General features: G+C 57.8%; 30 protein-coding genes. 9 read left to right on the plus strand and 21 right to left on the minus strand.

The annotated features are described in order from the left end of the window. Positions 1–3: 3 nt before the first annotated feature. The 18 genes from GN234_RS08540 to GN234_RS08625 all read right to left on the minus strand — a co-directional run bounded on the left by GN234_RS08540 (position 4) and on the right by GN234_RS08625 (position 13,759). Entirely contained in the window at positions 4–252 is a 249-nt protein-coding gene (locus GN234_RS08540; protein WP_176687556.1) for a hypothetical protein, read from the minus strand. Between the two features lie 59 nt (positions 253–311). After that, a complete protein-coding gene (locus tag GN234_RS08545) occupies positions 312–875 on the minus strand; it encodes a phage baseplate assembly protein V (RefSeq protein ID WP_176688284.1) in 564 nt (187 codons plus the stop codon). Beyond that, positions 872–1,402, minus strand: coding sequence for a hypothetical protein (locus GN234_RS08550; RefSeq protein ID WP_176688285.1), 531 nt, complete (start codon positions 1,400–1,402; stop codon positions 872–874). The genes GN234_RS08545 and GN234_RS08550 overlap by 4 nt, the downstream gene beginning before the upstream one ends. Further along, a complete protein-coding gene (locus tag GN234_RS08555) occupies positions 1,395–2,057 on the minus strand; it encodes a hypothetical protein (protein WP_176688286.1) in 663 nt (220 codons plus the stop codon). The genes GN234_RS08550 and GN234_RS08555 overlap by 8 nt, the downstream gene beginning before the upstream one ends. Further along, entirely contained in the window at positions 2,054–2,374 is a 321-nt protein-coding gene (locus GN234_RS08560) for a head-tail joining protein (RefSeq protein ID WP_176688287.1), read from the minus strand. The genes GN234_RS08555 and GN234_RS08560 overlap by 4 nt, the downstream gene beginning before the upstream one ends. Next, positions 2,374–2,562 carry a hypothetical protein gene (locus GN234_RS08565; RefSeq protein WP_176688288.1) on the minus strand — a complete coding sequence of 63 codons (189 nt, stop codon included), beginning with the start codon at positions 2,560–2,562 and terminating at the stop codon, positions 2,374–2,376. Before GN234_RS08565 ends, GN234_RS08560 begins: the two co-directional genes overlap by 1 nt. Position 2,563: 1 nt before the next feature. Continuing rightward, entirely contained in the window at positions 2,564–3,595 is a 1,032-nt protein-coding gene (locus GN234_RS08570) for a major capsid protein (protein WP_176688289.1), read from the minus strand. A 12-nt stretch (positions 3,596–3,607) separates the two neighbouring features. After that, positions 3,608–3,958, minus strand: coding sequence for a head decoration protein (locus GN234_RS08575; RefSeq protein WP_176688290.1), 351 nt, complete (start codon positions 3,956–3,958; stop codon positions 3,608–3,610). A 12-nt stretch (positions 3,959–3,970) separates the two neighbouring features. Next, positions 3,971–5,191: a S49 family peptidase gene (locus GN234_RS08580; protein ID WP_176688291.1), complete on the minus strand. Its 1,221-nt coding sequence runs from the start codon at positions 5,189–5,191 to the stop codon at positions 3,971–3,973. Between the two features lie 2 nt (positions 5,192–5,193). Next, positions 5,194–6,801 (minus strand): phage portal protein, encoded by a 1,608-nt coding sequence (locus GN234_RS08585; RefSeq protein WP_176688292.1) that lies wholly within the window; start codon positions 6,799–6,801, stop codon positions 5,194–5,196. 2 nt (positions 6,802–6,803) lie between these two features. Beyond that, positions 6,804–7,019 carry a hypothetical protein gene (locus GN234_RS08590; protein WP_135846607.1) on the minus strand — a complete coding sequence of 72 codons (216 nt, stop codon included), beginning with the start codon at positions 7,017–7,019 and terminating at the stop codon, positions 6,804–6,806. A gap of 11 nt (positions 7,020–7,030) precedes the next feature. Continuing rightward, on the minus strand, positions 7,031–8,983 hold the full coding sequence (locus GN234_RS08595) for a phage terminase large subunit family protein (RefSeq protein ID WP_325073141.1): 1,953 nt from the start codon (positions 8,981–8,983) through the stop codon (positions 7,031–7,033). Further along, complete coding sequence (locus GN234_RS08600) at positions 8,964–9,488, minus strand: terminase small subunit (RefSeq protein ID WP_176688293.1); 525 nt, start codon at positions 9,486–9,488, stop codon at positions 8,964–8,966. The genes GN234_RS08595 and GN234_RS08600 overlap by 20 nt, the downstream gene beginning before the upstream one ends. A 117-nt stretch (positions 9,489–9,605) precedes the next feature. Continuing rightward, complete coding sequence (locus tag GN234_RS08605; RefSeq protein WP_149632524.1) at positions 9,606–9,947, minus strand: phage holin family protein; 342 nt, start codon at positions 9,945–9,947, stop codon at positions 9,606–9,608. A gap of 512 nt (positions 9,948–10,459) precedes the next feature. Next, complete coding sequence (locus GN234_RS08610) at positions 10,460–10,819, minus strand: PA0613 family protein (RefSeq protein WP_134923546.1); 360 nt, start codon at positions 10,817–10,819, stop codon at positions 10,460–10,462. Next, complete coding sequence (locus GN234_RS08615) at positions 10,812–13,031, minus strand: VapE domain-containing protein (protein ID WP_176688294.1); 2,220 nt, start codon at positions 13,029–13,031, stop codon at positions 10,812–10,814. The genes GN234_RS08610 and GN234_RS08615 overlap by 8 nt, the downstream gene beginning before the upstream one ends. Continuing rightward, positions 13,021–13,248, minus strand: a complete 228-nt coding sequence (locus GN234_RS08620) for a TraR/DksA family transcriptional regulator (protein ID WP_014339657.1) — start codon at positions 13,246–13,248, stop codon at positions 13,021–13,023. Before GN234_RS08620 ends, GN234_RS08615 begins: the two co-directional genes overlap by 11 nt. Beyond that, a complete protein-coding gene (locus GN234_RS08625) occupies positions 13,241–13,759 on the minus strand; it encodes a phage regulatory CII family protein (RefSeq protein ID WP_072348342.1) in 519 nt (172 codons plus the stop codon). The genes GN234_RS08620 and GN234_RS08625 overlap by 8 nt, the downstream gene beginning before the upstream one ends. Before the next feature lie 675 nt (positions 13,760–14,434). Here GN234_RS08625 and GN234_RS08630 point away from each other — a divergent pair. Next, positions 14,435–15,166, plus strand: coding sequence for a LexA family protein (locus tag GN234_RS08630; RefSeq protein WP_176689571.1), 732 nt, complete (start codon positions 14,435–14,437; stop codon positions 15,164–15,166). Here the strand turns inward: GN234_RS08630 and GN234_RS08635 are convergent. After that, positions 15,153–16,139, minus strand: a complete 987-nt coding sequence (locus tag GN234_RS08635; RefSeq protein ID WP_176688295.1) for a hypothetical protein — start codon at positions 16,137–16,139, stop codon at positions 15,153–15,155. The genes GN234_RS08630 and GN234_RS08635 overlap by 14 nt on opposite strands. A gap of 367 nt (positions 16,140–16,506) precedes the next feature. On the opposite strand from GN234_RS08635, the gene GN234_RS08640 reads away from it, so the two are divergent. The 8 genes from GN234_RS08640 (at position 16,507) to GN234_RS08675 (ending at position 21,341) form a co-directional block, all read left to right on the plus strand. Next, positions 16,507–17,088, plus strand: a complete 582-nt coding sequence (locus GN234_RS08640; protein ID WP_176688296.1) for a hypothetical protein — start codon at positions 16,507–16,509, stop codon at positions 17,086–17,088. A gap of 10 nt (positions 17,089–17,098) precedes the next feature. Beyond that, the gene (locus tag GN234_RS08645) at positions 17,099–17,383 is read left to right on the plus strand and encodes a phage antirepressor KilAC domain-containing protein (protein WP_072348346.1); all 285 of its coding nucleotides are present in this window, start codon (positions 17,099–17,101) and stop codon (positions 17,381–17,383) included. Positions 17,384–17,541: 158 nt separating this feature from the next. Beyond that, positions 17,542–17,871, plus strand: coding sequence for a pyocin activator PrtN family protein (locus GN234_RS08650; RefSeq protein WP_123351314.1), 330 nt, complete (start codon positions 17,542–17,544; stop codon positions 17,869–17,871). A gap of 43 nt (positions 17,872–17,914) precedes the next feature. Then, on the plus strand, positions 17,915–18,331 hold the full coding sequence (locus GN234_RS08655) for a hypothetical protein (RefSeq protein ID WP_176688297.1): 417 nt from the start codon (positions 17,915–17,917) through the stop codon (positions 18,329–18,331). Further along, positions 18,328–18,549 carry a hypothetical protein gene (locus tag GN234_RS08660; protein ID WP_176688298.1) on the plus strand — a complete coding sequence of 74 codons (222 nt, stop codon included), beginning with the start codon at positions 18,328–18,330 and terminating at the stop codon, positions 18,547–18,549. Before GN234_RS08655 ends, GN234_RS08660 begins: the two co-directional genes overlap by 4 nt. Continuing rightward, positions 18,546–19,088: a phosphohydrolase gene (locus tag GN234_RS08665; RefSeq protein ID WP_134923535.1), complete on the plus strand. Its 543-nt coding sequence runs from the start codon at positions 18,546–18,548 to the stop codon at positions 19,086–19,088. The genes GN234_RS08660 and GN234_RS08665 overlap by 4 nt, the downstream gene beginning before the upstream one ends. Positions 19,089–19,332: 244 nt before the next feature. Continuing rightward, the gene (locus GN234_RS08670; protein ID WP_176688299.1) at positions 19,333–21,075 is read left to right on the plus strand and encodes a DNA cytosine methyltransferase; all 1,743 of its coding nucleotides are present in this window, start codon (positions 19,333–19,335) and stop codon (positions 21,073–21,075) included. Continuing rightward, complete coding sequence (locus tag GN234_RS08675; RefSeq protein ID WP_176688300.1) at positions 21,072–21,341, plus strand: pyocin activator PrtN family protein; 270 nt, start codon at positions 21,072–21,074, stop codon at positions 21,339–21,341. Before GN234_RS08670 ends, GN234_RS08675 begins: the two co-directional genes overlap by 4 nt. Positions 21,342–21,367: 26 nt before the next feature. Here GN234_RS08675 and GN234_RS08680 read toward each other — a convergent pair whose 3' ends face one another. Together GN234_RS08680 and GN234_RS08685 are read right to left on the minus strand one after the other, a co-directional pair. After that, entirely contained in the window at positions 21,368–22,054 is a 687-nt protein-coding gene (locus GN234_RS08680; RefSeq protein ID WP_176688301.1) for a hypothetical protein, read from the minus strand. A 26-nt stretch (positions 22,055–22,080) separates the two neighbouring features. Further along, a complete protein-coding gene (locus tag GN234_RS08685; protein WP_176688302.1) occupies positions 22,081–23,172 on the minus strand; it encodes a site-specific integrase in 1,092 nt (363 codons plus the stop codon). Positions 23,173–23,177 lie beyond the last annotated feature (5 nt).

The raw sequence follows: 23,177 nt of genomic DNA on the forward strand, positions 1-23,177 counted from the left end.
GAATTACTCCGTCAGCAGTTGCATATCCGGGTGCGCCTTGAGGAAGGCGTACTGATCATCGCCGCACGCTGTGACCTGGCCGGCGATGACCGGCAAGGTGCTGCCGTCTGGCATGATCAGCGTGCGTGAGGTGTACCGGGTGTCGCGGAACATTCGCGCCGGTCCGATGGGTGCCGGCGACTCGGTTTGGACTGGCTCAGGCAGCGCCGCGACGGCCGTTGGCCGCTCGGTGTCTGTTCGCGTTTTGCTCATTTGGGTTGCTCCAGAAATGCAAAAGCCCGCACGCGGCGGGCTGTGAATAAATGTTGGAGTCAGTGTTTATGGTTCGGCGTGTTGCCGGTTGTGTCGATGATGCGGCCGCCGCCGTGGATATCGCCCGTTACCTTTAACGGGCCGTTGATCTGCACATTGCCGGTCAGGGTGATATCGCCTGCCGTGGCGTTGATCGCACTGTCGGTAACAACCACTTCGGTTCCGCCGACTTTGATAGTCACGGTACCGCTTGGCACGGTGATGGTGTAGGTGCTGGCCTGCCAGTCGTAGACCAGCGAGCCACCATCATCGAAACGCCACACCTCGACGTGGTCGCGGTTGTCTGGCGGCGCCCCGGCATTGCCATACAGACCGGGGATGAACGTGCCTTGCGCCACTTCCCCGCTGGCACTGACCAGGGTTCCTTGCTCGCCGAGGCTAGGCGCTCGCCAATGACGTGCCTTGCCGGCCGCGATACTGTGCCATCGTACCCAGGCACTGACCCAGTCCCCATCCGACACCCGACATACGGGCGGCGAAGCGGTCAGATCCAACGCCACCACATAACAATCCTTGACCAAGCCGGCCAGCATGCGGTCATGCTGCGCACTGGGGTAGCTCATGCCATCTCCTCCGGAGGCAGGTAGCTACCTTCGCTACCAGGCCCCGTATCAGGGCTGAAGCCCCAGAGTAAGGTACCCGGTGGCTGGTTCGGCCACGGCCACTCTTCCTTGCCCAAGTAAATACCCTGGGTCCATTCGACAACCCACACCGCGTAGCTGTCGAGCTCCGGCCGGGTCCAGTCCTGTGACGCCTGGATAAACTCAGCAGGCTCGACCGCCAATCCCCACGTCTGCATGCGCAGCAAAATAATCAACTGAGCCGCGATGAATGCGGCCACCTGCTGACAGCGTTCGTGATCGCTGCCGACAATGATGCGCGCTTCGAAACGTGCCTCGACTCCAACTTCGCCAGTGCCAGGATCACGGCCGGGCTCTAGCTCGACCAGCTCAAGTACAACAGCAGGAATGGGCACGTGCTGCAACATGTCGGGCATGGTGCAGATGTAAGCCAAGCCGGGGATGGCCTGGGCGATCTGCTCTTCAATGGCTGAGTAAAGCTGGTCAAGAGGAATGATGGGCTCAGACATGGGCTGATTTCCTCAAGTATTTTTGCAGCTCGAAATTCATCTCCTGCTCCAGGATCTCAAGCAATCGCTGATGCGCACGACGCGACCATTCCTCAAAGTGAGGACGCACGTCGTCGAGCGATATCTTGGCCTTGGCCAGTGGATAGCGGCTACCGTTCTCGGCAATCCAGCCCGAACTTGGCCCACCGCCGCCTGACACATCACTGTCGGGATAGTCGCTTGCTCTGAAGTGTTTACTGGCGGTACGAATCCAGATGTCAGGCGCGCTGCCATACACGGTCTTGTAGAACGCCCCCTGATACTTGCGACCCGCGACAGAGACGCCAGAGCGGCCCTGTCGTACTCGACCTGCGCGACTGGCCTCAATGGGATTGACGCCAAACCACAACTTGGCTTGCTCGTTGGAGTTGACCGGGTAAGCCTTTAACCGTTGACGCACGGCAGCGATAGCGATTCGAGCTTGCCGGCCTACCGCTCGTGCAATGTGCGTGCGCAACCAACGCAGCGTCTTATTCAGGGCTCGCCGTTGAGCTGCACGGGCGGCTTGTGGAACAAGAGCGGCAAAGTCGGAGAACGCATCCTTATCGGTTTGAGCCAATTGCAGCGTGAACAGACCGGAACTGGCCGAGGATTTGACATGACCGCCGACACTCATCGCACCTCCCGAAGGATCAAATTGACCCAGCCTGTGCCATCCGGCTCACGTCTGACGATGACATAACGCCCGCCACCGTCTTCTGGCGTGAGCTGGACAGTGATTAACTGGCCATCAGAAATGAGATGGGCCTCAACAATACGGACGGCGAACACTGGTTCGCGTATACCGGTGTTGATCCTTCCCACCTTTGGCTGCAACCAGGGCGCCGAGAAAAATCCCGGCACCGGCAAGTCACGACCGTCGACCAGAGCCTCGTCGCCCAGGACATCCAGCAACTGCGCATCCATCGCTGCCACCTGGTCACGAAAAGCCATCAGCTATCACCGTCATCCGAGGCGTCGGATCCAGACTCCAGCTTGCCGCGCTTGGCGATGACACCTTCTTCGAGCAACAGATCCCGAATCTCAGTGCTAGGCGGAACATACACTTTGCCTTTTCGCACCAGGTTGACACCGTCTTGCACACAGCCTTCGATCACTACGTACTCAACTTTGGCAGCCATATCACACCACCTTTGCAAAGACGAAAGCGTTAGGCTCCAGCATCCCGGCCAGGGCAGCGCTTTGCAGCTTCAACCACCGTGCGCTTGGATCCTGAGTCACCCAACTTTTTGGAAAACGGGCAGCTTCGACCAGGCCGCTTTCAATCGCCTCGATGTCCTTGATCGCGCCGTAAAGCATCGCGTTTCGAGTCGAAGTCGAGCCCAACATCAAGCCGCCGCTTGGCACCATCTGCTGCTCGTCACCGTCATCGTCCAGGTACCACTCGTCGTAGACGTACAGGTCGATGCCGGGGTCGTTCAGATAGCCAAGATAGGTCACGCCATCTGGCAGCTCTTCAGGCTTGATTACGCCCATGTCCACCCGGCGAGAGTTGAGCTGCTTCAACACTGTCTCGTTGCGCTGGAAAGCATCCTGGGCTTCACCACTGAGCACAGCGACGTTGCCGGTGCGCCCGGAATCCTTAGCAATCTGGCGCTTCCACTGCCGCAAGTTGGCAATAGGGTCGGAGTCCGCCGTGTTCCAACGCCCTGCCCCCAGCACGATTTTGTGGCTGTCCTCCATCAGAAAATCGATGGTGTCATCGACGCCATCGCCCAGCACCCGAACGCGCCCAGTGCTCAGCGCCTGAGCGCACATCCACTCTTCGCGGCGAGTGATCTCGTCGTCCAGGTCGATCAGGTCGCGTCCCAACTGCTCGCCCGCTCGCTCCAGCGGAGTTCGCGAGGAGAATGGGTTATCGCCGGCTGCACGCTTGAGGATTTGTTCTGCCCGCGTCTCGCGCTTGGGCTGGATGTAGGGTGGCTTGTACGTTTCAGAACTGAAGCCGTTGCGCAGCGAGACACTGCCGGGCAGCGATGGGTGTACGAAAGGCGCCATCTTGCGCTGGCCCTTGATGATGTCGATGGTCACCGCCTCGGTGCCGAAGGTAACGGGGTTGCCGCCGTTGAAGAAAGTGTTCATCAGGAAGCGACGAGGCGTGTTCATCTGCTCGACGGCTTCGAGCATGGTGAGGGTGTCAAAAATGTCGGTCATCAGGTGCTCCGGTCAGCGGATGAAAATGCAGAAAGGTCGTAGGGCGGCTTTGGCTGCAGCCAAGGTCAAGCCTTCACCGAGGTGGAGCTGGGAGCCCAGCACTTGGCCTGTCAAACGTATGGGCGCGCTCTTGGCCCCTCCTGTGGTGTCTACGTCCTCGTCGAGGATGGCCGTGGGCACCTGGGAGCCGTCTTCAGCTGCGGCTTTGCACAGCACGAACTCTTTCGAACTGGTGACCTGCCCCAAGACAGCCCCCCGGGGGAGGGTCTGGCCAGCGGCGATGAAGCCGGTGTCCATTGCAATGGGAAAGTCACCGGCAGAAAGGTGGCTCGGCTGGTAGGTTTTACGTTCCGGGTTGCTCATGAATGTCTCCTGTCAGCGGCGCGAAGCGCCAGCAACGATTGCGCTGACGGCGGCTTGGCGTTCGCCTTGCTTGCCATCACCGGTTGGGGTTGTAGCCGTCACACCCTGGGCATCGCTCTTGATGGCCGACAGGGAGATCCCGCGATCCTGGGCAGCCTTGAACAGTTGCAGGGCAGTAGCCTCGACCGTGGTGCCTGCATCGATAGCCGCTTCTATTTCCTTCTCGAAGCCTTTGCTGGCCAGCGCGTTAATGCCCTTGATGCGATCACGTTCTGCGGCGGCGCCTTCGGCTCGAATGGCACCGAGGTCAGGCTGTTGTGCCTGGGCGATTTCAATGGTGTTTGGATCAGTGCCGGCGGCCAGCGCAGTACGCAGCTCCGCCGTGGTGTGTACGGTGGTCATGGTGGTTTTCCTTGGGACAGTGATGGCCGGTTTGGCCAGTTCGGTGATAAGGGATTCAAGCGAGCCCAACCGATGGGCCAGACCCGACTCAACAGCGGCGGCTCCGACACGTAATCCGCCGAAGTCACCCATGGCGGGGACCTTGGCGGCGTCGGTGCCCAGGTTTCGCGCCACTTTGCCGACGAAGACTTCACCGAGGGCATTCACGGTTTCGCCGATCTTGGCGCGCCCCTCTTCGGTTGCGAGATCGGGCCGCTTGTTCGGGGCGTTGCTGCTAACGATCTGATAGCGTTTGCGGCCGTTGGCAGCGTCACTTTCAACGACAGCCTCAACGACAACGCCGATGCTCCCGGCCAGACTGGCTTCGTCGATGACGATCTCGTGTGCTGCTGATGCGATCCAGTACGCAGCGCTCGCCCCGATGCCACCGATGTACGCCACGATCCGCTTACGCTCTCGACCCGCGAATATCATCTCGGCCAGTTCGTTGATGCCGGAGGCCACACCGCCAGGGCTGTCGATGTTGAGCACAATCGAACGGACTTTGGGATCGTCCAGCGCTCGCTGGATGTCCGTGCCCAGGACTTGAGTGCTGGTAGCGCCACTGATTTCGGTGAACATGTTTGCGTAGCGAAAGATCGGCCCAATTACGGGTATCACTGCCACGCCGTTTCGCATTGTGACTTTGCGGGTATCTTCCAGCCGCTCGCCGCGTCGGGTCGCCAGGGCCATCGGATCGCCCATACGGTCGGCGATGGTCAGCAAGTTTTCCAGGGCGTCAGGCAGCATTAGCCAAGGCTGCGACGCAGCCAGCTCAAGTGCTCGAGGCATATTCAGTCCTCTTCGGATTTGGGGTCAGGCGGGTTTTCCAGACCGCCCTTGGGCAGGGCCTGCAGGTTTTTAGCGCGGCGTTGCTCCACTTCCCGCACACGCTGACGGAACACCTGCTGCCAGGGCTCGCCGGTCATGGCCGCTGTTTCGAGGGTTTCGTTGCTCACGCCGATTTCGATGCGCTTACCGGCCGCGTTGGCTTCCTTCAGCTCATCAATCGCCCCACGGGCCGGCCCGATCCAAATGGCCTGACAGTAGGCCTTGCGCTTGGCTGGGTCGCCGTAGCCCGGCAGGTCGATCAGCCCCCTAGCCACGGCTTCGTCGATGATCAGCTCACGGCTCGGCTGGCAGAAATCACAGGCGAGCCACCAACGACGCAGACTGTAGAAACGCCAGGCCTGAAGCATGGCAGCGCGGGCAGCGCTGTAGCTGCTACTGTAATGGAGCAAAAGCTCTTCTAGTGGCAGCTCCAGGGCGGCGCCGATCTCTTTCACCACGGCGGTGAAGAAGGGATCGAACTGGGCGTTGGGTCGGCCAGGGTTTGCCACGACTGGCTCTTCCCCGACGCCGAGGTCAATCACGGCCCCCTCGCCTAGGGCCAGCTCGCCATCGGTGGTGTCATCGCCTTCAGGACGCTCGTCCGCCAGCGCAGTCATCGGCAGGTTGCCGGTTGGGAAATCAGAGCTTTTTTTGATGAACACCGTGAACATTGCGGAGATCACAGCGGCCATAAGCTCCGCGCTGCTGTAGCGCTCCAGCTTTTGCAGTGGCTCCAGCACAGGCGCCAGATAGGGAGCCCCGCGCTTCTGACCTGGACGTTCCTTGTCCGCCAGGACGTGCAACACCCGCCGTCGGCCCGTCTCCGCACCGAACGCGGTAAGTCGCTCCCAGCTCAGTGGCTTGCCGGCCAGATGCTCGCCGGGGTAGCCGGTGCAGACGTGATAGGCCACGGGCGCGCCCAGCGAATCGAACTCAACGCCGTCAACCAGGTCGACCCGGTCCATACCGCCGTTCGGATTGCCGACCCGATCCGACTCGATCAACTGCAGTCGCGTGCTGAAGACACAGCCCGGGCGTTCCTGATCCGGGCTGGCAACCAACACATCGCCAGCGACCAGCGACGACACCAAGACCAGGGCTTGCAACTGGTAATGATTGAGGGTCGCTTCGGCATCACACTCCCTCGGATCATCGGCATACAACGACCAGAGCCGGTCCAACCGGCCGTTCAGTTTGTCTGCCTGCTCTTCGGTAAGGCCCAGGGCCTCATGGTCAACCTGGGCGCGGCAGACCAGCCCGGTGCCCACGACGTTGGTGCGCAACCGGGTGATGGCTGCGCGGGCTATCAGGTGGTTACGCATGGCGTCCCTGGACCTGGCCACCAGCATTCGCCGCTCGCTCTGATTGAAGTCTCGTCGCGGGCTACCGAGGCCTGGAATCCAGCTGGCCATGCTGCGCAGCATGCGCGAAGCGCCCCGCCAGCGAGTTTCGACACCGCCGCCACCGCCCTGAGCCACAATCTGCTGGCCGTCCACCGAAGCCCTGGCTACCCTGATGGCCTCGCGCATCAGCAGATCCGTCGGGCCTTCACGCTTACTGAATGGCCACATGATCAGATCCCCAGGTACGAGACGCGATTGCGGCCTCGCCCACGTAGCGCCGCCTGTTCGTTGGCGACTTCCTGGGCATACTGTTTCTCCAGCAGGCGCAAGCTGTTGAGCTCTGCCAGCTGTACCTCACGATCAGCCCGGCGCAGGCGCTGACCTTTTTTCAGGACGTCAGAAATTGCCGCCCTAACTTCAGCTAGGCGCTGTTGTGCGTCAGTCATGGTTAATTTCCTTAGTAGCCCGCTCGACTGCGGGTGCCCCGCCCACGAGCGACTACTCGGCGCGGTACCGGTGCGACCGGTTGTTCGGTGTTGAACAGCGTCGGCTGCATCAGTTGCTGTTCCAACTGGTCCCACTCGTGGTCACGTAGCAGATGCGTTTTCAGGCTGCGTGCGGCGTGCAAGGCATACACCTCACAGTCCAGGGCTTCGTTGCGGCGCCCGGCTTTTTTCTGCCAGACCATCTTGCTGGGGTTACGCGCATGCGGCGCTAGCACTTCGTTGGTGAGCTGTTCGTAGTAATCCGAACGGATCTCGCTGTACCAGTGCATGCGCCCCGGCCCGACACCCTTCAAGCGAAGACGGCCATCGATCAGCGTCTTGGCCTTGTGCGTGCCGACGATGTGCACCCGCAGGCCATATTTCGCCGCTTTGGTGTTGTCCTGCGAGGTGTCCACAGACTGCGGAGGCTTGGTGAAGATTTCCTTATCGCGGCTGTCAATCGACGCGCCCTTGATCGCCATGATGTTGAAGCGCTGCCGATCACGGACATAGCTGTAAACGGCATCGCTGGTATTACCGTCCGAGCTGTCGATGCTGACTGCCGACACAGCGAGGTGCGCGCCTCCCTCGGTGGGGATTGGCTGAGCGATAACCCGATCCAACTCCTGCCAGACGCTGTCATGAGGATCGATTGGGTTGCCGTGTAACTCACCCCAATAGAGTCGCCAGGACTCTTCGCCGCGCCCCCATCCGGTGATGACCAACGCCAGACGATCACCTTGCACGTCCACACCCACGGTGACCAACAACACGCCCCTTGGCGCTGTCAGCTCGGCGTAAGGCTCGGCCCGTTTCTCCAGCTCATCAGTTTTCGGGGCGTCGCTCTGATACTCGTAGCTTTCGCCCTTGGAGCTGTTCACAAAGGCAATCATCGGACCGATGTTGCCTTGAGCCGCAGCATGTTCGGCCTGGAGCTTTTTCTCCATCAACGCCTGGAAACGCGAGCCCCAAAAGGTGGCGTACAGCTCGTTGAGGATGTAACCGGCAATGCCGCGAAACTCAGCCGTTGCCTGCCAGCGTCCATGCTTGAGGTTGGCGTTCTTTTGATTGTCGTCCCAAATCGCGCCGCAATGTGGACATGAGTAGAACGCCCTCTCCGGCCGCTTTTTGCCGTAGACCTCGTGGTGATACTCCGGGTCCTCATCGCAGTGAAGGTTGTCGAAGCTCAGCGCATGTTCCTGGCCGCATTCATGGCACGTCACCAAGCCGATGCGCTTGTCCGACAGTTCCAGCTCCGCATCAATGGCCGACAGACCTTTGATCGTTGGGGTGCCGCCGATAATGATCTTGGAACGGCGAAAGGTTTTCAGACGTTCCTTGGCCAGCTTGATGCTGTCGCCCTGCCCGCGCAGGTTGAGGTTACAGTCGTCGGGCTCCTCGATGGCTACACGCGGTACCGGTGTAGATTTCACACTGGCCGGGCTGTTCGAGCCCACCATCTTGAGGAAGCCGCCGGGGAAGCGCTTAAAGTCCTGACGCTGCTGCAGCTTGCGGCTGCGTAGATCGACCTTCTTGCGAAGCCGTGGCGTCGCCTCAATCATCGGTTCGAGCTTCTCACCCACGTACTGCTTAGCGGCTTCGGCCTTGGGAAACAGCACCAGGATCGGCGACGGATCAATGTCGATCCACTTGCCCAGGGCGTTGCCAAGAACGCCCGAGGTCCAGGCAACTTGCGCCGACTTGCGGCCTACGATCTCGGTGACCGCTGGATCGTCCAGCGCCTCCAACGGGCCGCCGGGCCAGATAAGGTGGGGCGTGACGTTAAAGCGGTACTTGCCGGGGCGGGCTGCCTCTTCTGGCGCCAGCCAGCGGTATTTTTCGGCCCACTCGATGATGCTCATACGCGGTGGCGGTGCCCACTTGCGGCAGGCGCCGCGCAGCGCGTTAATCGCCGTTTTCTTCAAGGCCCTCCGGATCGTCCGGTTCGTCAGAATCTCCATCTGACTGGGCATCATCCTTGTCATAGTCTGACAGCCTCCTCAGGATGGTTTCGATGGGATCGGCGATCAGGCGCTCGTCAACTTCAACGCCGTAGCGCGCCGACAGTTGTTCGGCCAGCTCATCCGGAAAGGAATTGAGCAGCTCGACTTTGGCGGCGGTGATCATTGCCTCAAAGCGTCCGACCAGGTCGGAAGCGATAACGACCTCGCCCAAATCCTTGGCCAGCGCCAGCTCTTCACGATTGGCCCTGACCCGGTCGAGCCGGTCACGAGAGGATTCTTTTTTGCCGTTGAGCGCGGCCTGTTGCATCAGCCACTGGATCACCGCTTCGGTGTCGTACTGGTTTTCGTTGCCCCGCCCCAGGCCGAACTCGATTACCGGCATGCCGTCGTTCTGCCACCGGGTCAGCGTGCGTTCATCGCGCCCGACAATCTCGCTCAAGTCGGCTTTGCTGACTCTCATTCCCATAGCTAACCCCTTGAAAAGACGGACATCCCTGCAAAAAACTCAGCTGCAGGGAATCCGCGAGTTCGGTAACCCGTGTAGGGGGCGGGCCAAGGGGAGGACCCAGAAAATCCCCTTCCCCTACCCCTGCCCCGCGTTGCTTGATGCCTCGGTGACACCCAATCGTTTCGCTACCCAGCGTTCGTACAGGCCAATCGCAACATCAGCACCGGCCATCGCCGTCAGGCTTCCCAAGGCGCCTGCTGTCCAGAGCGACATACCGGCGGCGATCATCAACATCATCGCCGACACCCCGCAAACAACGCAGCCACCGGACCGCAGTGCCAGGCGCCTCAACAACACCCAGCCTCGCGCCCCATCCTTGTCGGCCCGCCACATCTCCCCTGATACGCCGCCAACCAAGGCCAGGAGAATTACTAACCAGATCGGCATCTCTGCCAGTGCTTGCTGCTCGTTCGTCATTGCCCCGCCCCTTAAACGCAAAAACCCGGCGCAAGGGCCGGGTTTGGTGTGTGGTGCCTGCCGCTTTATGCGGTCGCACCTATCGAAGATGAGTACTTTTTACAGGTCGATTCCGGTGGCAGCAAGCCTGTTTTAATGCCACCCGGTGAATGTCTGGTGAACGCCTAGGCAATGTCGGCGAATATCTTTATTTCGGCTTCCAGCGCCTGAGGCGCTGTCCTTCCTGTCCCACTATCCTTAGTCGAAGTAGGACAGCTACAGGCGCCTAGAATCGGGGCCTGCCCCACTGTCCTACTTTATTTACCCTTCTCTCCCGTAAAGAGAAAAAGCTAAGAGCACGCGTGCGCGCCATGGGCGCGTATGCACTCCCGCTGCGCTCACACATGGGCGGGACGTGCGGGAAGGTTGGACAGTAGGACACGCCAACAACAACGCGGCCCGCGCTTGTCCAACTGCATCAAACGGCAGTGGGACAAGGCGAGCCGGTTGGACAGCCACGGACGCAGAAAGGATCAAGCAGCAATCCCCATCAACAACCAATAGATGCACAGATGCGCGTCATGCAGACGCTGGTAGTAGGTGTCCCGCCCGCAGCCGCAGTGGGCATACTTCAAGCGCATGTCGGAGTCCTGGTTGCAGTAGTGCTCTCGCACGATTTGCACATGCAGAGGATCGAGGTGTTTGGTCACGATCAGCTCAATATCCAGCGAACCCTCCAACGGCGCCCGGAACGCCCGCCGGCCACGAATCAACTGCCCATTGCTCTCCATCATCATGGCAACCATGTTCCCACCGGCCAGCCCGCCGGCACTGAGGTCGCTGTGCAGCTCTTCAGCCCATTTGCGCAGCCGCGCATCGATCTCCTTAATCATCGAAACAAGGCTCCTCAACCGGCTGCTGCTCCAGGTTCGATGCCCCGCCCCAGTTTTCTGGCTTCTTGTAAGCCCAAGGTCTGATACCGCTCTTACGCAGAGCCGGTTGCCGGACTTTGCGCCAACCCAACCGGTGCATGATCGCCCCGACCCGCATCTGTTCCGGTTTACCCCAGTGACCGAAGTCCAGCTTCAAAGCACCCTGCAGAATGTCGGTACCGGTCGCGGTCTCGCCAATTTGAGACTCTTCGAGCCAAGCCAGGATCGGGCCTTCCCACTCATCCACCACAAAGCGCTCTTCCTGGGCCTCGGCGAACAACGGAGCCTCCTCCCGATTGACCCACCAGATATCGCCGGACTGATAGCAAAACATCGCCTCGGCCCACAGCTGGTCGCGGATCTCACGCAACTTATCCAGCTCCACCTTGGTACAAGCCACCGGCCAATAACGCCGGTTGCCGGTGGCGTCCTTCAGGTATTCGTCCTGGTTCGTCGTACCCACGAAAACACACTGGCGTGGCACGTCCATCGTTCTGCGGCCATAGCTCTCGCGGTAGGTGTCAGTCGAGGCGGAAAAGAACTGCTTCGCCTTGGTGGACTCGGCCTTGTTGAAGCTGTCCAGCTCCCCCAGCTCAACGATCCACTTGCCTCGAATGGCCTGGAACCCATCCTTGTCGCCGAGGGCAAAGGGAGTATCCATAAACCAGTCACCACCCAACACCGACATGGCGGTGGATTTACCAGCGCCCTGCGCGCCCTCAAGGATCATCACCGAGTCAGCCTTGCAGCCCGGCTGCATCACCCGGCCGACCGCCGACACCATCCAGCGCTTACCGACCTTTGAGCTGTAGTCCGAAGGGGCAACCCCCATGATGTCCGTCAACCAGGTATCGAGCCGTGGCACTCGGTCCCACTCCAGGCCATTGAGGTAATTGCGTACCGGATGAAATGCGTTGTCATGAGCAACCACGCTAACTGCTTCGATCACGCTGCTGGCCTTGACCCGCAAGTTGTACTGCTGAGCAAGCCACTTCATCACCAGCATGTCGTCAATGTCAGCCCAATCGCCGACGCCGCCGCCATACGGGGCAGCACGCAGCTTGACGATCTTGGAGCTGAAGGCACTGAAGCCAATCACACCGGACCAGCGCTGATCGTTGCTCAGGATCAGCTCGACGTTTTGCATGTGCGCAATCAACATGCCGTTTTCGGTCCGGGCCAACCAGTCTTTCCAGCCACCCGCTGCAGGAGGCTTGACCACCGCCAGCACCTGACGACGCACCGCCTCCAAACCTTCCGCACAGTGCAGGTCGTTGAAGTCGGTCCACTTGTCCTCCCGCTCACCCGAAAAGATCGGGCCGACTACCTGGCCACCCACAACCGTAGCCGCGTTGTTGGCCTTCTCTTCACCAGGGTTCCAGGGCTCGCCATTCGGGCGTTTGGTTTTCCAGTCATCGTCACGACAGAGGATGATCGGGCGCCCCGGGAAACGCTCACGCATGATCTTGGCAACAGCCAGCAAATTCCCCGCATCAAAGGCCACCGCGACCGTGAGCGAGGTCGCCATATGCAGGCTTATGCCGGTGGCATACCCCTCGCATTCAAGAATCGGCTCGCCCGGCTCCGGGTGCGGACCGATCAAAAGAAAAGCCCCCTCCTTCGCCATACCGTAGGGCCAGTAAGACTTGTCGCGGCCGGTGTCCTCTTGCTTCTCGGGGAATATCACTTGTAACCCAACGATCTGGTCCCGAGCGTTTTGCATGGGCACCAAAACCGCGCCGGAGCGCGGAGCATAACGAACGCCCAGGCCTACGATCTGCTTTCGATCCAGATAGGCGCTACGACCTTTCTCGGGCATCCGCTTGAACAACCCAGCAGCACGGTTAGCCGCTCGACGGGCAGCGTTGGCAGCCTTCTCAGCAGCCTTGCGCTTGGCTTCCTCCTGACGAGCGCGCATGACTTCACGCTCTTCAGGAGTCATCCGGCCGGGCTTTACCTTGATCTTGTGCGTTTCCCCTGTACGCCAATCGCCGAACGCACCGAAGATCAGGGTTTCGCCCTTCTCGGTGTGGTGCTCGTGTAGAACGTACCAGCCGTTTTTCTCTTTGCCCTTATCCAGGGCGGTCTTGCATCGAGTCAGCTTGCCGTAAATCAGCGGCTGCGCGGGATCCAGACCAAAGTCCGCAAATTGATTCAGCACGTCATCGAGCATGACGAGCCTCCCGCATCTCGTCGATGGACTGACAGTTCACACACTGCGTACAGCCCTGCTGGGCCAGTCGCCGTGCCTCGGGGATCGGATCGTCGCAGCTTTCACAGAACAACAACGAATGCCCAGGCAATGCCGGCTTGAACGCACTGCGAGCAGCAAGCGCCTGATCGATGCGCTCCTGCACCAGATCATTGGCGAAATCAGCAATGTCAGCCACGGCCGTCACCCCGCGTTGTGTGGTTGACGTACGTGGCGCGGTTGAACAATCCCAGCAGCCCCTGGATACCTCGAAACACCTGCAGGCGGATCGCGGCCAACTCATGATCGCTGACCACCCCATCACCAATGCTCTTGGCCCAGGTGTCGGCCAGATCTGCCACCTGCCGAAAGTACTCAGCGAGGCCGACGGTCAGGGTTTCCGGCATGTCAGTGGTGTACACCTCAGACAGCTCATGCCAGATCGTATCGCCGACCAAGGCATGCACCGCATCTAAAATGCGCCTGTCTTTGGTCAGCTCGAGGATCTCGCCAAACTCTTGAATGTTCACCGAGTGACTAGGGTGCGTGGGGGACAGCTTGTGCTGCAGCGTGGTGGGGTTTCGGCCGGTGGTGGCGGCGATTGCAGCGGCGCCGCCTGGGTAGTCCCGTGCGGCATGGTAAAGCGCCAGATCGAGCGGCAGGACTTCCCGCTGTGCTCGTTCGACGCAACTCAGAGCGATTCGGCTCATGGCATTAATCCTTATAAGTTGCCAGTGCCGCGCGACATGCAGTGGTGATACATTTGCCGCGTGGCTTGAAAGGGCCCAAACGCCGGCTAGATCTTAGGGATCAACACCGGCACCGTGCCGGGGCGAACAATCCGTTGTTCACCCCTGGCGCAACAGCTGCCCAATCTGTGGTGGAAAAGGCAGCAACACCAAGGCTTCCGAGCCCTGGGAAAGCGCGATAAAGAGAGGTGGTTTGCATGTGGTGTGCCCGCCTTCCTTTATCGCGACCCGGCAGCGCTGTGGTGGTGCGTGTCGGGAGGAACTGGGCGACCGTTAGGTCGCCTTTTTTCTATCTATCGAGTAACCGTTTTGTGCGGGGCGGACGCTTCAAGCAACCATGAGGCATCTAATAAAATGCCCCTTTTCTGCGCTTCCGATGCAAGAAGAGCTGCGTACTGTGTCTCCCCGGTGTACTCCGTACGCGGAAGGCTCGCCGCTAGCCGCCATTTATTCAGAGCCTGATAGCTCCGTTTGCAGATCTTCGCAGCGGACCCTATCCCGCCAACGGCCTCAAAAGCGAATGCGATAGCGCTTGGAAAATCGTCAGGATTCAACATGGGAACCTCAGAATATCAACCCGCAGTTGATATTAAACATCAACTGACTATTGCGCAAGCTTTCTGTCAAGCTCAACCCATGGTTGATAAGAATGAACAACGCGTGGCATTCAGTTCACGCTTACATCAAGCTTTAGATGAAGCTGGCGTCCGCACCCGGGGACGAGGGGTGGACGTTCACAAGCATCTAAAATCGATGGGGGTGAGCAAGACAACTCAAGCCATCAGCAAATGGCTAAATGGTGAGGCGTTGGCCGAAGCTGACAGCATGGCGGCTCTGTGCTCATGGCTCGGAGTGCGCCGTGAGTGGCTTGAGTACGGCGTACCACCAAAAGGCGCTGTCGGAGAAAATAATATCTATCGTCTGACTCTCGACGACGAAAGCAACGTTAGCGAGGTGTCGTTACGATTCGGAAAAGTTCCTTTGATATCTTGGGTACGCGCAGGGTCTTGGTGCGAAGCGATATCGAACCTTGAGAATTATGATGCCGACTCATGGATTTCTTGCCCTGTCCCTATTAGCGCAAATGGCTACGCACTGAAGGTAAAAGGTGACTCTATGACCAATCCAGGTCCAGGGCGCTCATATCCCGCTGGGTGTATTATTTTTGTTGATCCAGAGGCAGAAGCAAAAACTGGCGATCGGGTCATAGCAAGATTGTCTCGCACTAACGAAGCCACCTTCAAAGTCTTGGTTGAGGATGCAGGGCGTCAATTTTTAAGGCCAATCAATCCTCAGTACCCAATAATTGAGATCAGCGAAGAAACACATATTTGTGGCAAAATTGTAGGCTCCTTCATTCCGGAGTAAGTGCAATTCCAACTAAAGCCTTTTTCGCATCAGCTTGAAAAACTGAGTCTTTCTCTAATCGTGCCGCAATAAAATCCGGGGAGATATTTTTACTACGAGCCAGGTATTCATCTGCCAAATCTTGATTGAATGTTTTGTACAACCTTGCAATATTATAAAGAATAATTGATTCAGACAGCGGCACCATATTGACGGTACCCAGCACCCCCTCAAGCACGCTAATCATTCTTCTCTTTACTTCCACATCAGCACCAATTGTTTCTGCCGTAAGGATATCTGACTCAACCCAATATTTAGGGCGTCCGAAATGATTAGAGTATTCTTTGGCCCGATCAGCGAAACCGTGAAATGCCAATAAAGATGCTAGATTTTCCTGTTGATTACCGTAATTTTTATTTGACCGCCCTGTTAACCTACTAACAATTTCAAACATTACAAATCTGGATTTTTTATTGCTCATTAGAAAGGCGAACACACCTGCATAAGCAGCAACCAAAGCAATAAGCATAGTGGGGACATTTTCTGTATTATTTTTACCTACCTTCTCTCCCTTTATCCCTTTAGCTCGGAGCGAAACAAGGGGCTCTTCAGACTGACCTGTCTTACCTTTCACCAACGCAGAAACGCTAAACCTCTCAGTTGGATTTAGATTTTCAGCAGTGACAACGATAGAGCTCTCATCAACTTTCTGATTATTTTTAATAGAACCATCTACATCTACTATAGATTTCTCTATAACTGAATGAGGGAACGTCACCGAAAGATAAACGTCTTCCGCTGCTTTATCCCCAGAATTGAGCACCTCAAACTGCTGTATAAATACCCTATCATTATTATCTTCAAAAGAGATGCTCTTAACATAATTATAAGTAAGTTTTGGTTCTTTGTTTTGAATCCAAAATAAAGCAGCTCCAGTACCTAGAGTAACGCCCCCGGTTACGATCCCGTTAATCAATATGGTTTTCCAGCTCATCCCTGCCCCCCCCAGCTAAGCGAAATAGTTACCTTGTGTTGAGTCAGGCTCGAGACCTACGCGCGTCCTGATTGCACACGGCCAATCATACATAGCGAATTGACATCTCACAGAAAAAAATCAACGACGGTTGACTAAAATCAACCAGCAGTTGATATTTGTCTCACTCTTCCACCACAGAGCGAGGCAAAACCATGCACACCACAGCATCCCTGCACGTCCATCCGGCCGTTGCCGACCTATCCCGCATCTTCGAAGTAAGGCGCCTGGCCCGCATCTACGGCTGCACCTTCATCCCGTCTAAACCTAAGCAACATGCCCGTACCGCACCGACTTCCTTCGATCCAAACGACGGAGGCCGGGCAGCATGAGCAAATTCCTTATCGACAACCGCACACTGACATTGCTCAGCGCCCAGGTGAACCTGAGCGGGACTTTCAATCACACCCTTCGGCGACTGTATCGACGCGATGTGCTGGCGTTTCGGCTGAAAGTTGAACGCAACAAGCCCGACAGCATCTTCACCGTTGAGCTGGGCTCAGAGCGCCACACGCTGATCGTGCCCAACACCAAAAAGACTCACCTGAAGCTCGCCGACTTCATTGAGGAGGTCGTCAATGGCCCTTCTGACCTGACCGAACCCCAGATGAAACGACATGCTGAACGCGAGTACGGCGCTTTCAGTAGCCAGCAGCGGGAACAGGTTTACAGACTGGTTTCCACAGGTGGATTTATCGACCTGGACCTGGGCTTTGAACTGCCGATTCGGCTCGCCGTGCACAGGACACGTACACGCTCAGGCATCACCGTAGTCATGAGCATCGGCGTCAAAAGCCCGCGTACCAAATGCTTCACCGTGTACGGCACCGACGCAGAGATGTACGAGCAGGTTTGCGAATCCATCAACCACCTGGCTGCGCTGGCGACACCCGCCGCGCACGCAGCTTAGGAGTTATGCCATGGAGCGCAACCTCGAAAAGACCGCCAAGCACTTCGGCCTGACCAGACCAGCCCTGATCAAGCTCATGCGTGAGAAGGGCCTGCTTACTGACCGCAACCTGCCGGCGTTTCCCGTTCGTGACCGTGAGTACCTGCGGGTGAAGGACAGCAACTGGTACCACGACACGCTGGGCATGCAGTACAGCCAATCGACACGCGTTCGGCAGGCCGGCATCCCGTGGCTAGCAGAGCAACTGGGCCTCGACCTTCCTGCCATCCCGGCAGACAACCGTGACGTGGCCTAGGGAATACGCCCACCAGATCATCGCCCTACGCACCCGAGAGGAGCGCAACGCCGCGCTCCTTGAGGTGCCGGAGCATCTGCGCGAGCTGACCAAACGCCATTGCCTGAATGCCTGGAATCACCCAGCCCGAAATAAACGCATGGAGAGCCCAAAGCCTCATGACTAGCCAGCCTCAAAACCCGCTGCGCCTGATGCCAGCACCGGAGACGGCCACCGTCGAGCTGCTGTATCGCACCTTCGGCGACGTGCTTATCCCCCTCGAAAAGCTGCGCGTGCAGTACTTCCGCAACCTCAACGAGCAGTCATTTGCAGCTGAAATCACCAGCGGCCGCATTCAACTGCCCGTGACCACTCTGGACAGCAGCCGCAAGGCACCGAAGTACGCGCACATCCGCCACGTCGCGGCACTGATCGACATCCAGGCTTACAAGGCCGACGAAGTCCACGCGAAGGCCCAGGCCGACGCAACCGAAGAAGCCCAACCGTAACGGCTGCCACCACCAGCCACACAAACCACCAGGAGCACACCACATGACTGCAATTCAAATCTGCGCATTGATCGGCCTGATAGTCAGCGCCGCCCTCATCTACTGGACCGGCTACCGAGGCGGGCTCATTGACGGCCGCGTCGAAGGCATTGAAGAGGGCACAAATGACGAACGCGCCGCCAACGCGAAAACCATTCGTGAGCTGGAGGCATCCCTCCAATTCATCCGCGCCGATCACCAGCACCTCGCAGCCCATGCGAAGCGGCTGAGAGAAAGCCAAGCCTTCGGCCCTCAAGAGCGCCAAACGCTTATGCAGATCGCCGAAAAACTGAGGCTGGCCTCTGACACCTTCCGCGCCATGAGTTCGAAGGCGCAGGCACAGCAGGCGCTCGACCTGCGCGAAAAAGCGCTGGGCATGGCCGCTCTGCTGGATCAGGTCGAAGTGGAGGACGCAGCATGAGCCGTCATTGCCCGATGCTACGCCTCTCACCTCAAGATGCCGGCGTGCTGCACCAGCAACACGCCAAAGCCACCGCTGAACTGCGCGAAGTGACTCGATTCCGCAAAGAGTTTGACCGACAACTGTCGCTGCTTATCGGCTACGACGCCCTGCGCAAGCTGCACAAGGATACCCAGAACGCCCTGCTGCTCGTCGACCTGATCAAGGAGGCCGCATGACTCAGATTCTTACCGCAACCGGCAAACGCTTTGACCTGTATGAGCCGGATGCCGACCTAATCGACCCACGCGATATCTCCCACTCGCTGTCAAACTTGTGCCGCTTCAATGGCCACACCCGAGAGTTCTACAGTGTGGCCCAGCACTGCTGCATAGTCGCAGATCTGGTGCCTGAAGAGGACAAGTTGGCGGCACTTCTACACGACAGCACCGAAGCCTTTGTCGGCGACATGGTCCGACCGCTGAAGGAATGGATGCACGCCTTCCAAGACGTCGAGCACTGGATCTGGGAGCGCATCTGCACCCGCTTCAACCTCGATCTCACACTACCAGCATCCGTCCACCATGCAGACCTTGTTGCCCTGGCCACCGAACGCCGCGACCTGATGCCGCCCGACCCGGCCACCTGGGATTGCCTTTTCGGTATCGAACCCGCGCCCGAACGCATTCGGCCGTGGTCACCCACCGAAGCCCGGCTCACCTACCACCAGCGCCTGATGGACCAACTCGCTATCGAACACCGGAGGAAAGCGGCATGAAGCAAGTACAGAACCACACCCCATCCCAGGCCGCTTTGCTCCGCAGCGCTAGCAAGGTCGACGCGCCTGTAAATAACAGTCTCTGCTGCGCAGCAGCAGGCATTACTGCTCTTCCCAGCAGCACCGCCGAGGCGCTTATACCCCACGAAAAGCTGCGCGGGGCAGCGCACACTGAAGCAACGCTAATCGCTCAGGATCGCCCGCTCGCGCAGCCTGTCGTGGGGTATACGCATGGAGGTTGGGTATGACCGCCTTTTCCAAAACCCCAATAAGCACTGCCGTCATCACCCAATTTGGCCTCGACCTTACGGGCAAGATCCGCGTCGATCTGTTTGCCGGTGGTGGCGGCGCAACCATGGGCCAGGAAATGGCCACGGGTAAAGCCGTCGATATCGCGATCAACCACAATCCCAAAGCCATCAGCATGCACAAGCGCAACCACCCAGGCGCAGAGCATTACATCTCGGACGTCTATGAGGTGTGCCCCCGAAAGGCGACACGAGGCCGCCCCGTCGCACACCTACACGCAAGCCCCGAATGTACCCATCACAGCCTTGCCGCCGGAGGTCAACCACGCAGCAGTGCCAGCCGCTCCCTGTCGTGGGTCACCGTCAAGTGGGCCGGACAGGTCAAACCCGACCTCATCACTATGGAAAACGTCTGGCAGATCCTGCAATGGGGCCCCTTGATTGCTAAGCGATGCAAAACCACCGGCCGGGTGATTCGCCGCGATGGGAGCGTGGCCGCACCAGGCGAGCGCGTTCCAGTTCAGGATCAATACCTGGTGCCTGATCCAAAACGTAAGGGCAAGACCTGGCGCCGCTTCCTCCAGATCCTTAAGAACATGGGTTATGACATTCTGCATGGAAAGCTCAAAGCCTGTGATTTTGGCGCCGCTACCACACGTGAACGCCTGTACATGGTCGCTCGATGCGATGGCAAGCCACTGTATTGGCCGGAGCCGACCCACTTCAAGGCCCCCGCAAAAGGCCAAAAAGCTTGGCGTAACGCAGCCAGTTGCATCGACTGGTCAATCCCCTGCCCGAGCATCTTCCTGACGAAAGAAGAAGGTCGTGCTGCTGGTGTACGCCGGCCATTGGCAGGCAAGACCATGGAGCGTGTGCGTAAAGGTGCCCTTCGCTATGTGGTCGATCATGCCGACCCGTTTATCGTAAGCGTCAACCATTCAGGTAACGACACAGCTCGATGCCAGTCGGTGCAAGAGCCAACCAAGACCATCACTGGCGCACATGGCTTCGCCCTGGTGACGCCACAAGTCGCGCCTTTCCTCACAGAGCACGCCAATGCAACATCCCAGCGAACCATGCCGGCTGACGCACCGCTGGGGACCATCTGCGCACAGGTCAAGGGCGGACACTTCGCACTCGCCGTGGCCTACATCGCACAACACAACGGTGGCTTCAACGAAACGCTGGGGCGGCACCCAGACCAGCCTCTGACAGCGATAACCACGACGGGCAGCCAACAGCAGTTGGTGACCGCCAATCTGCTGACCCTGCGCAGGAACTGTGTGGGTAGCGCGATGGATGAGCCGATCTCAACCATCTGTGCCGGCGCAGAACATCACGCGCTGCTCGAGTACACACTCGCACCGGACGAGGAGGAAGGCGCACTGCGCGTTGCCGCTTTCCTGATGGGGTACTACGGCACCGACAACATCTACGACCTGCGCGATCCGGCCGCCACGATCACCACACGGGATCGGCTGGCCCTGGTTACCGTGGTGATCAAGGGCACGCCATACGTTATCGTCGACATTGGCATGCGCATGCTGACGCCACGGGAGCTTTACCGAGCCCAGGGCTTTCCAGACAACTACGTGATTGACCACGGCCACGACGGCCTGAAGTTCAGCAAGAAAGACCAAGTATTGATGGTGGGCAATTCTGTTTCTCCATGGCCGATGATGGCTTTGATTGAAGCAAATATGAGCGAAAACATAAGCGAAGTTATGGAGGCTGCATGAACACCCTCTTCTTACTGATGGCACAATATGAAGGGCAAGCAGTCATTCCGCTCGGCCGAGTATGCGAAGACTATATGCATTTGACCGTGGAAAAATTCAAACGCAAACAATTGGATGGGGAAATTGATATTCCAGTAATCCGCATGGGCGCTAATAGCCAGAAGGCAGCCCTCGGCATCCATTTGAAAGACTTAGCCGATTACATTGATAGGCAGCGTGAAAAAGCAAAAATTGAGCAAAACAAGTTTATGGGCAGAGCAGCATAAAAAAGGGGGCGCCAGCCCCCTTTTGCTTATTCAGCTTTGTCCCGACCACACAAGTCTGATCGAAGCGAATCATTATCACGACAAGCTATACGTATAGCCTCTCCTAGTGACTCAGAACGAGTTTCATGCCAATAGTTATCAACTACTAGATACCTAGTTTTCGTGGAAGAATTACGTAACCCAATAGCACGCAATATTTTGTCAAGCCCAGCCAGTATCACATTGGTTGGGAGCACATCATATTGAACTTCAAGTATCGCAGCCACAGGCTGCATGTAATCCCTACTACTTAACGGCGGCATTCGAAATTTATGCGCAGAACGGGCCTGCAATTCTTTACCATCTAACTCATGAAACTCTACCGCTGGGATCCAGCTAATATTTCCTCCTGGAAGCGTAGCAGATCCATTTATATCAAGCTCTCCATAAATATCCCTGGTAATTCTAAAAATAAAAGATTGAGGACCAGGCGGAATCACTTTAAATGAGCTGACGCGCTGATCAACTGGAGTTTCATTACTGAGTTGGAATATATAATATCGACCATAAGGCCTTATAAAATCCAAAGAAACATCCTTGACCAAAAAACCATAAGCACTTGCTGCAATAAAACCTATCGCCCCCGTCGTTATCAAAAGACCTAAAAGCCGTCCCCCCCTTAACTTCCACTTCGTAACGACGCCCTGCCTTTTTTTGAAAACACCCTTCCTCACACTATCTCCCTAAATCCATTCAATTTTCATCGCAGGATTTTTTCTAAGTGCTGCCATCCTGAATAACGGTCACCCCTGCCGCGCAGATGGGTATATCGTCGGAGAGAATTCCAATCGCGATGTCCCGAAACACTCGACACTCTTGGAATGTCCCAGTCCATCTCAAACAACCGGCTCACACCCTCATGCCGCAGGTCATGATAATGGAGATCCTCAATACCCAACATCTTGCAAGCACGGGTGAAGGATGCCGACACGGACTTAGCGTTATAGGGAAAAATTTCTCTCTCAGCCTTAGGCATAGTATGCAGGATCGCCCAAGCCTCATCTGGTAAGTGACACCACACATCGTTACCAATTTTCTGGCCGGGATTCTTCATGTCTCGCACCAGCACAGCCTGCCTGGATTCGTCGAGATCCTCCCAGCGGATACGAGTTATCTCTTCCTGCCGCCGAGTTGAGAAGAGCGCAAAGGCGATCAACTTAGGCATAGGAATCGAGCTGTTCCCTCTCGCCTCCATTTCAAAGAAGTACTCCATCAGTTGATCTAGCTCTTCAAGACTAGGCCGACGATTGCGCTCCCTGCTCTTCGTGACCATGCCAAGCTTACGCAACACCCGACGGGCGTCAGGCATTGCCAGAGCATCAACCTCATATCCCCAGGCCGGCCGCGCAACGGACAACACCGCACTCAAATGCGACAAATCATTCCCAACGGTCTGCGCTTGCACGCCTCCTCCCTCAGCGCTCATACGCCATTGCGCAAACTCCACCAGCTTCTGGCTATTCAGCGCTGAATCATCGACCTCGCCCAGCCACGTCTCCTTGATCGCCGTCAGGGTTGCTCGCTTAGTCTTCCCCAGCGGCCGGATCTTTTCGTACTCGTCCAAGTACTGGTCGATCATTTTCTTGATCGTCACCCCCTTCCGGTTCGCACGCTCAATAGCACCTGGCGCAGCCAGCTCTGTCTCCCGCCGCTTTATCCATGCCTGAGCCACCTGCTTCCGGTCGAAGGTTTGGCTTTCCTGATAAACTGTCTTCCCGTCCCGATTAATCCGTATCTGCGCCGTGTAGGCCGTCGAATTGTCCTTGCGCTTGCGTGATGTGATCGTGCCCATATCCA

Origin of the sequence: Pseudomonas bijieensis, assembly GCF_013347965.1 — a bacterium.
GTDB lineage: Bacteria > Pseudomonadota > Gammaproteobacteria > Pseudomonadales > Pseudomonadaceae > Aquipseudomonas > Aquipseudomonas bijieensis.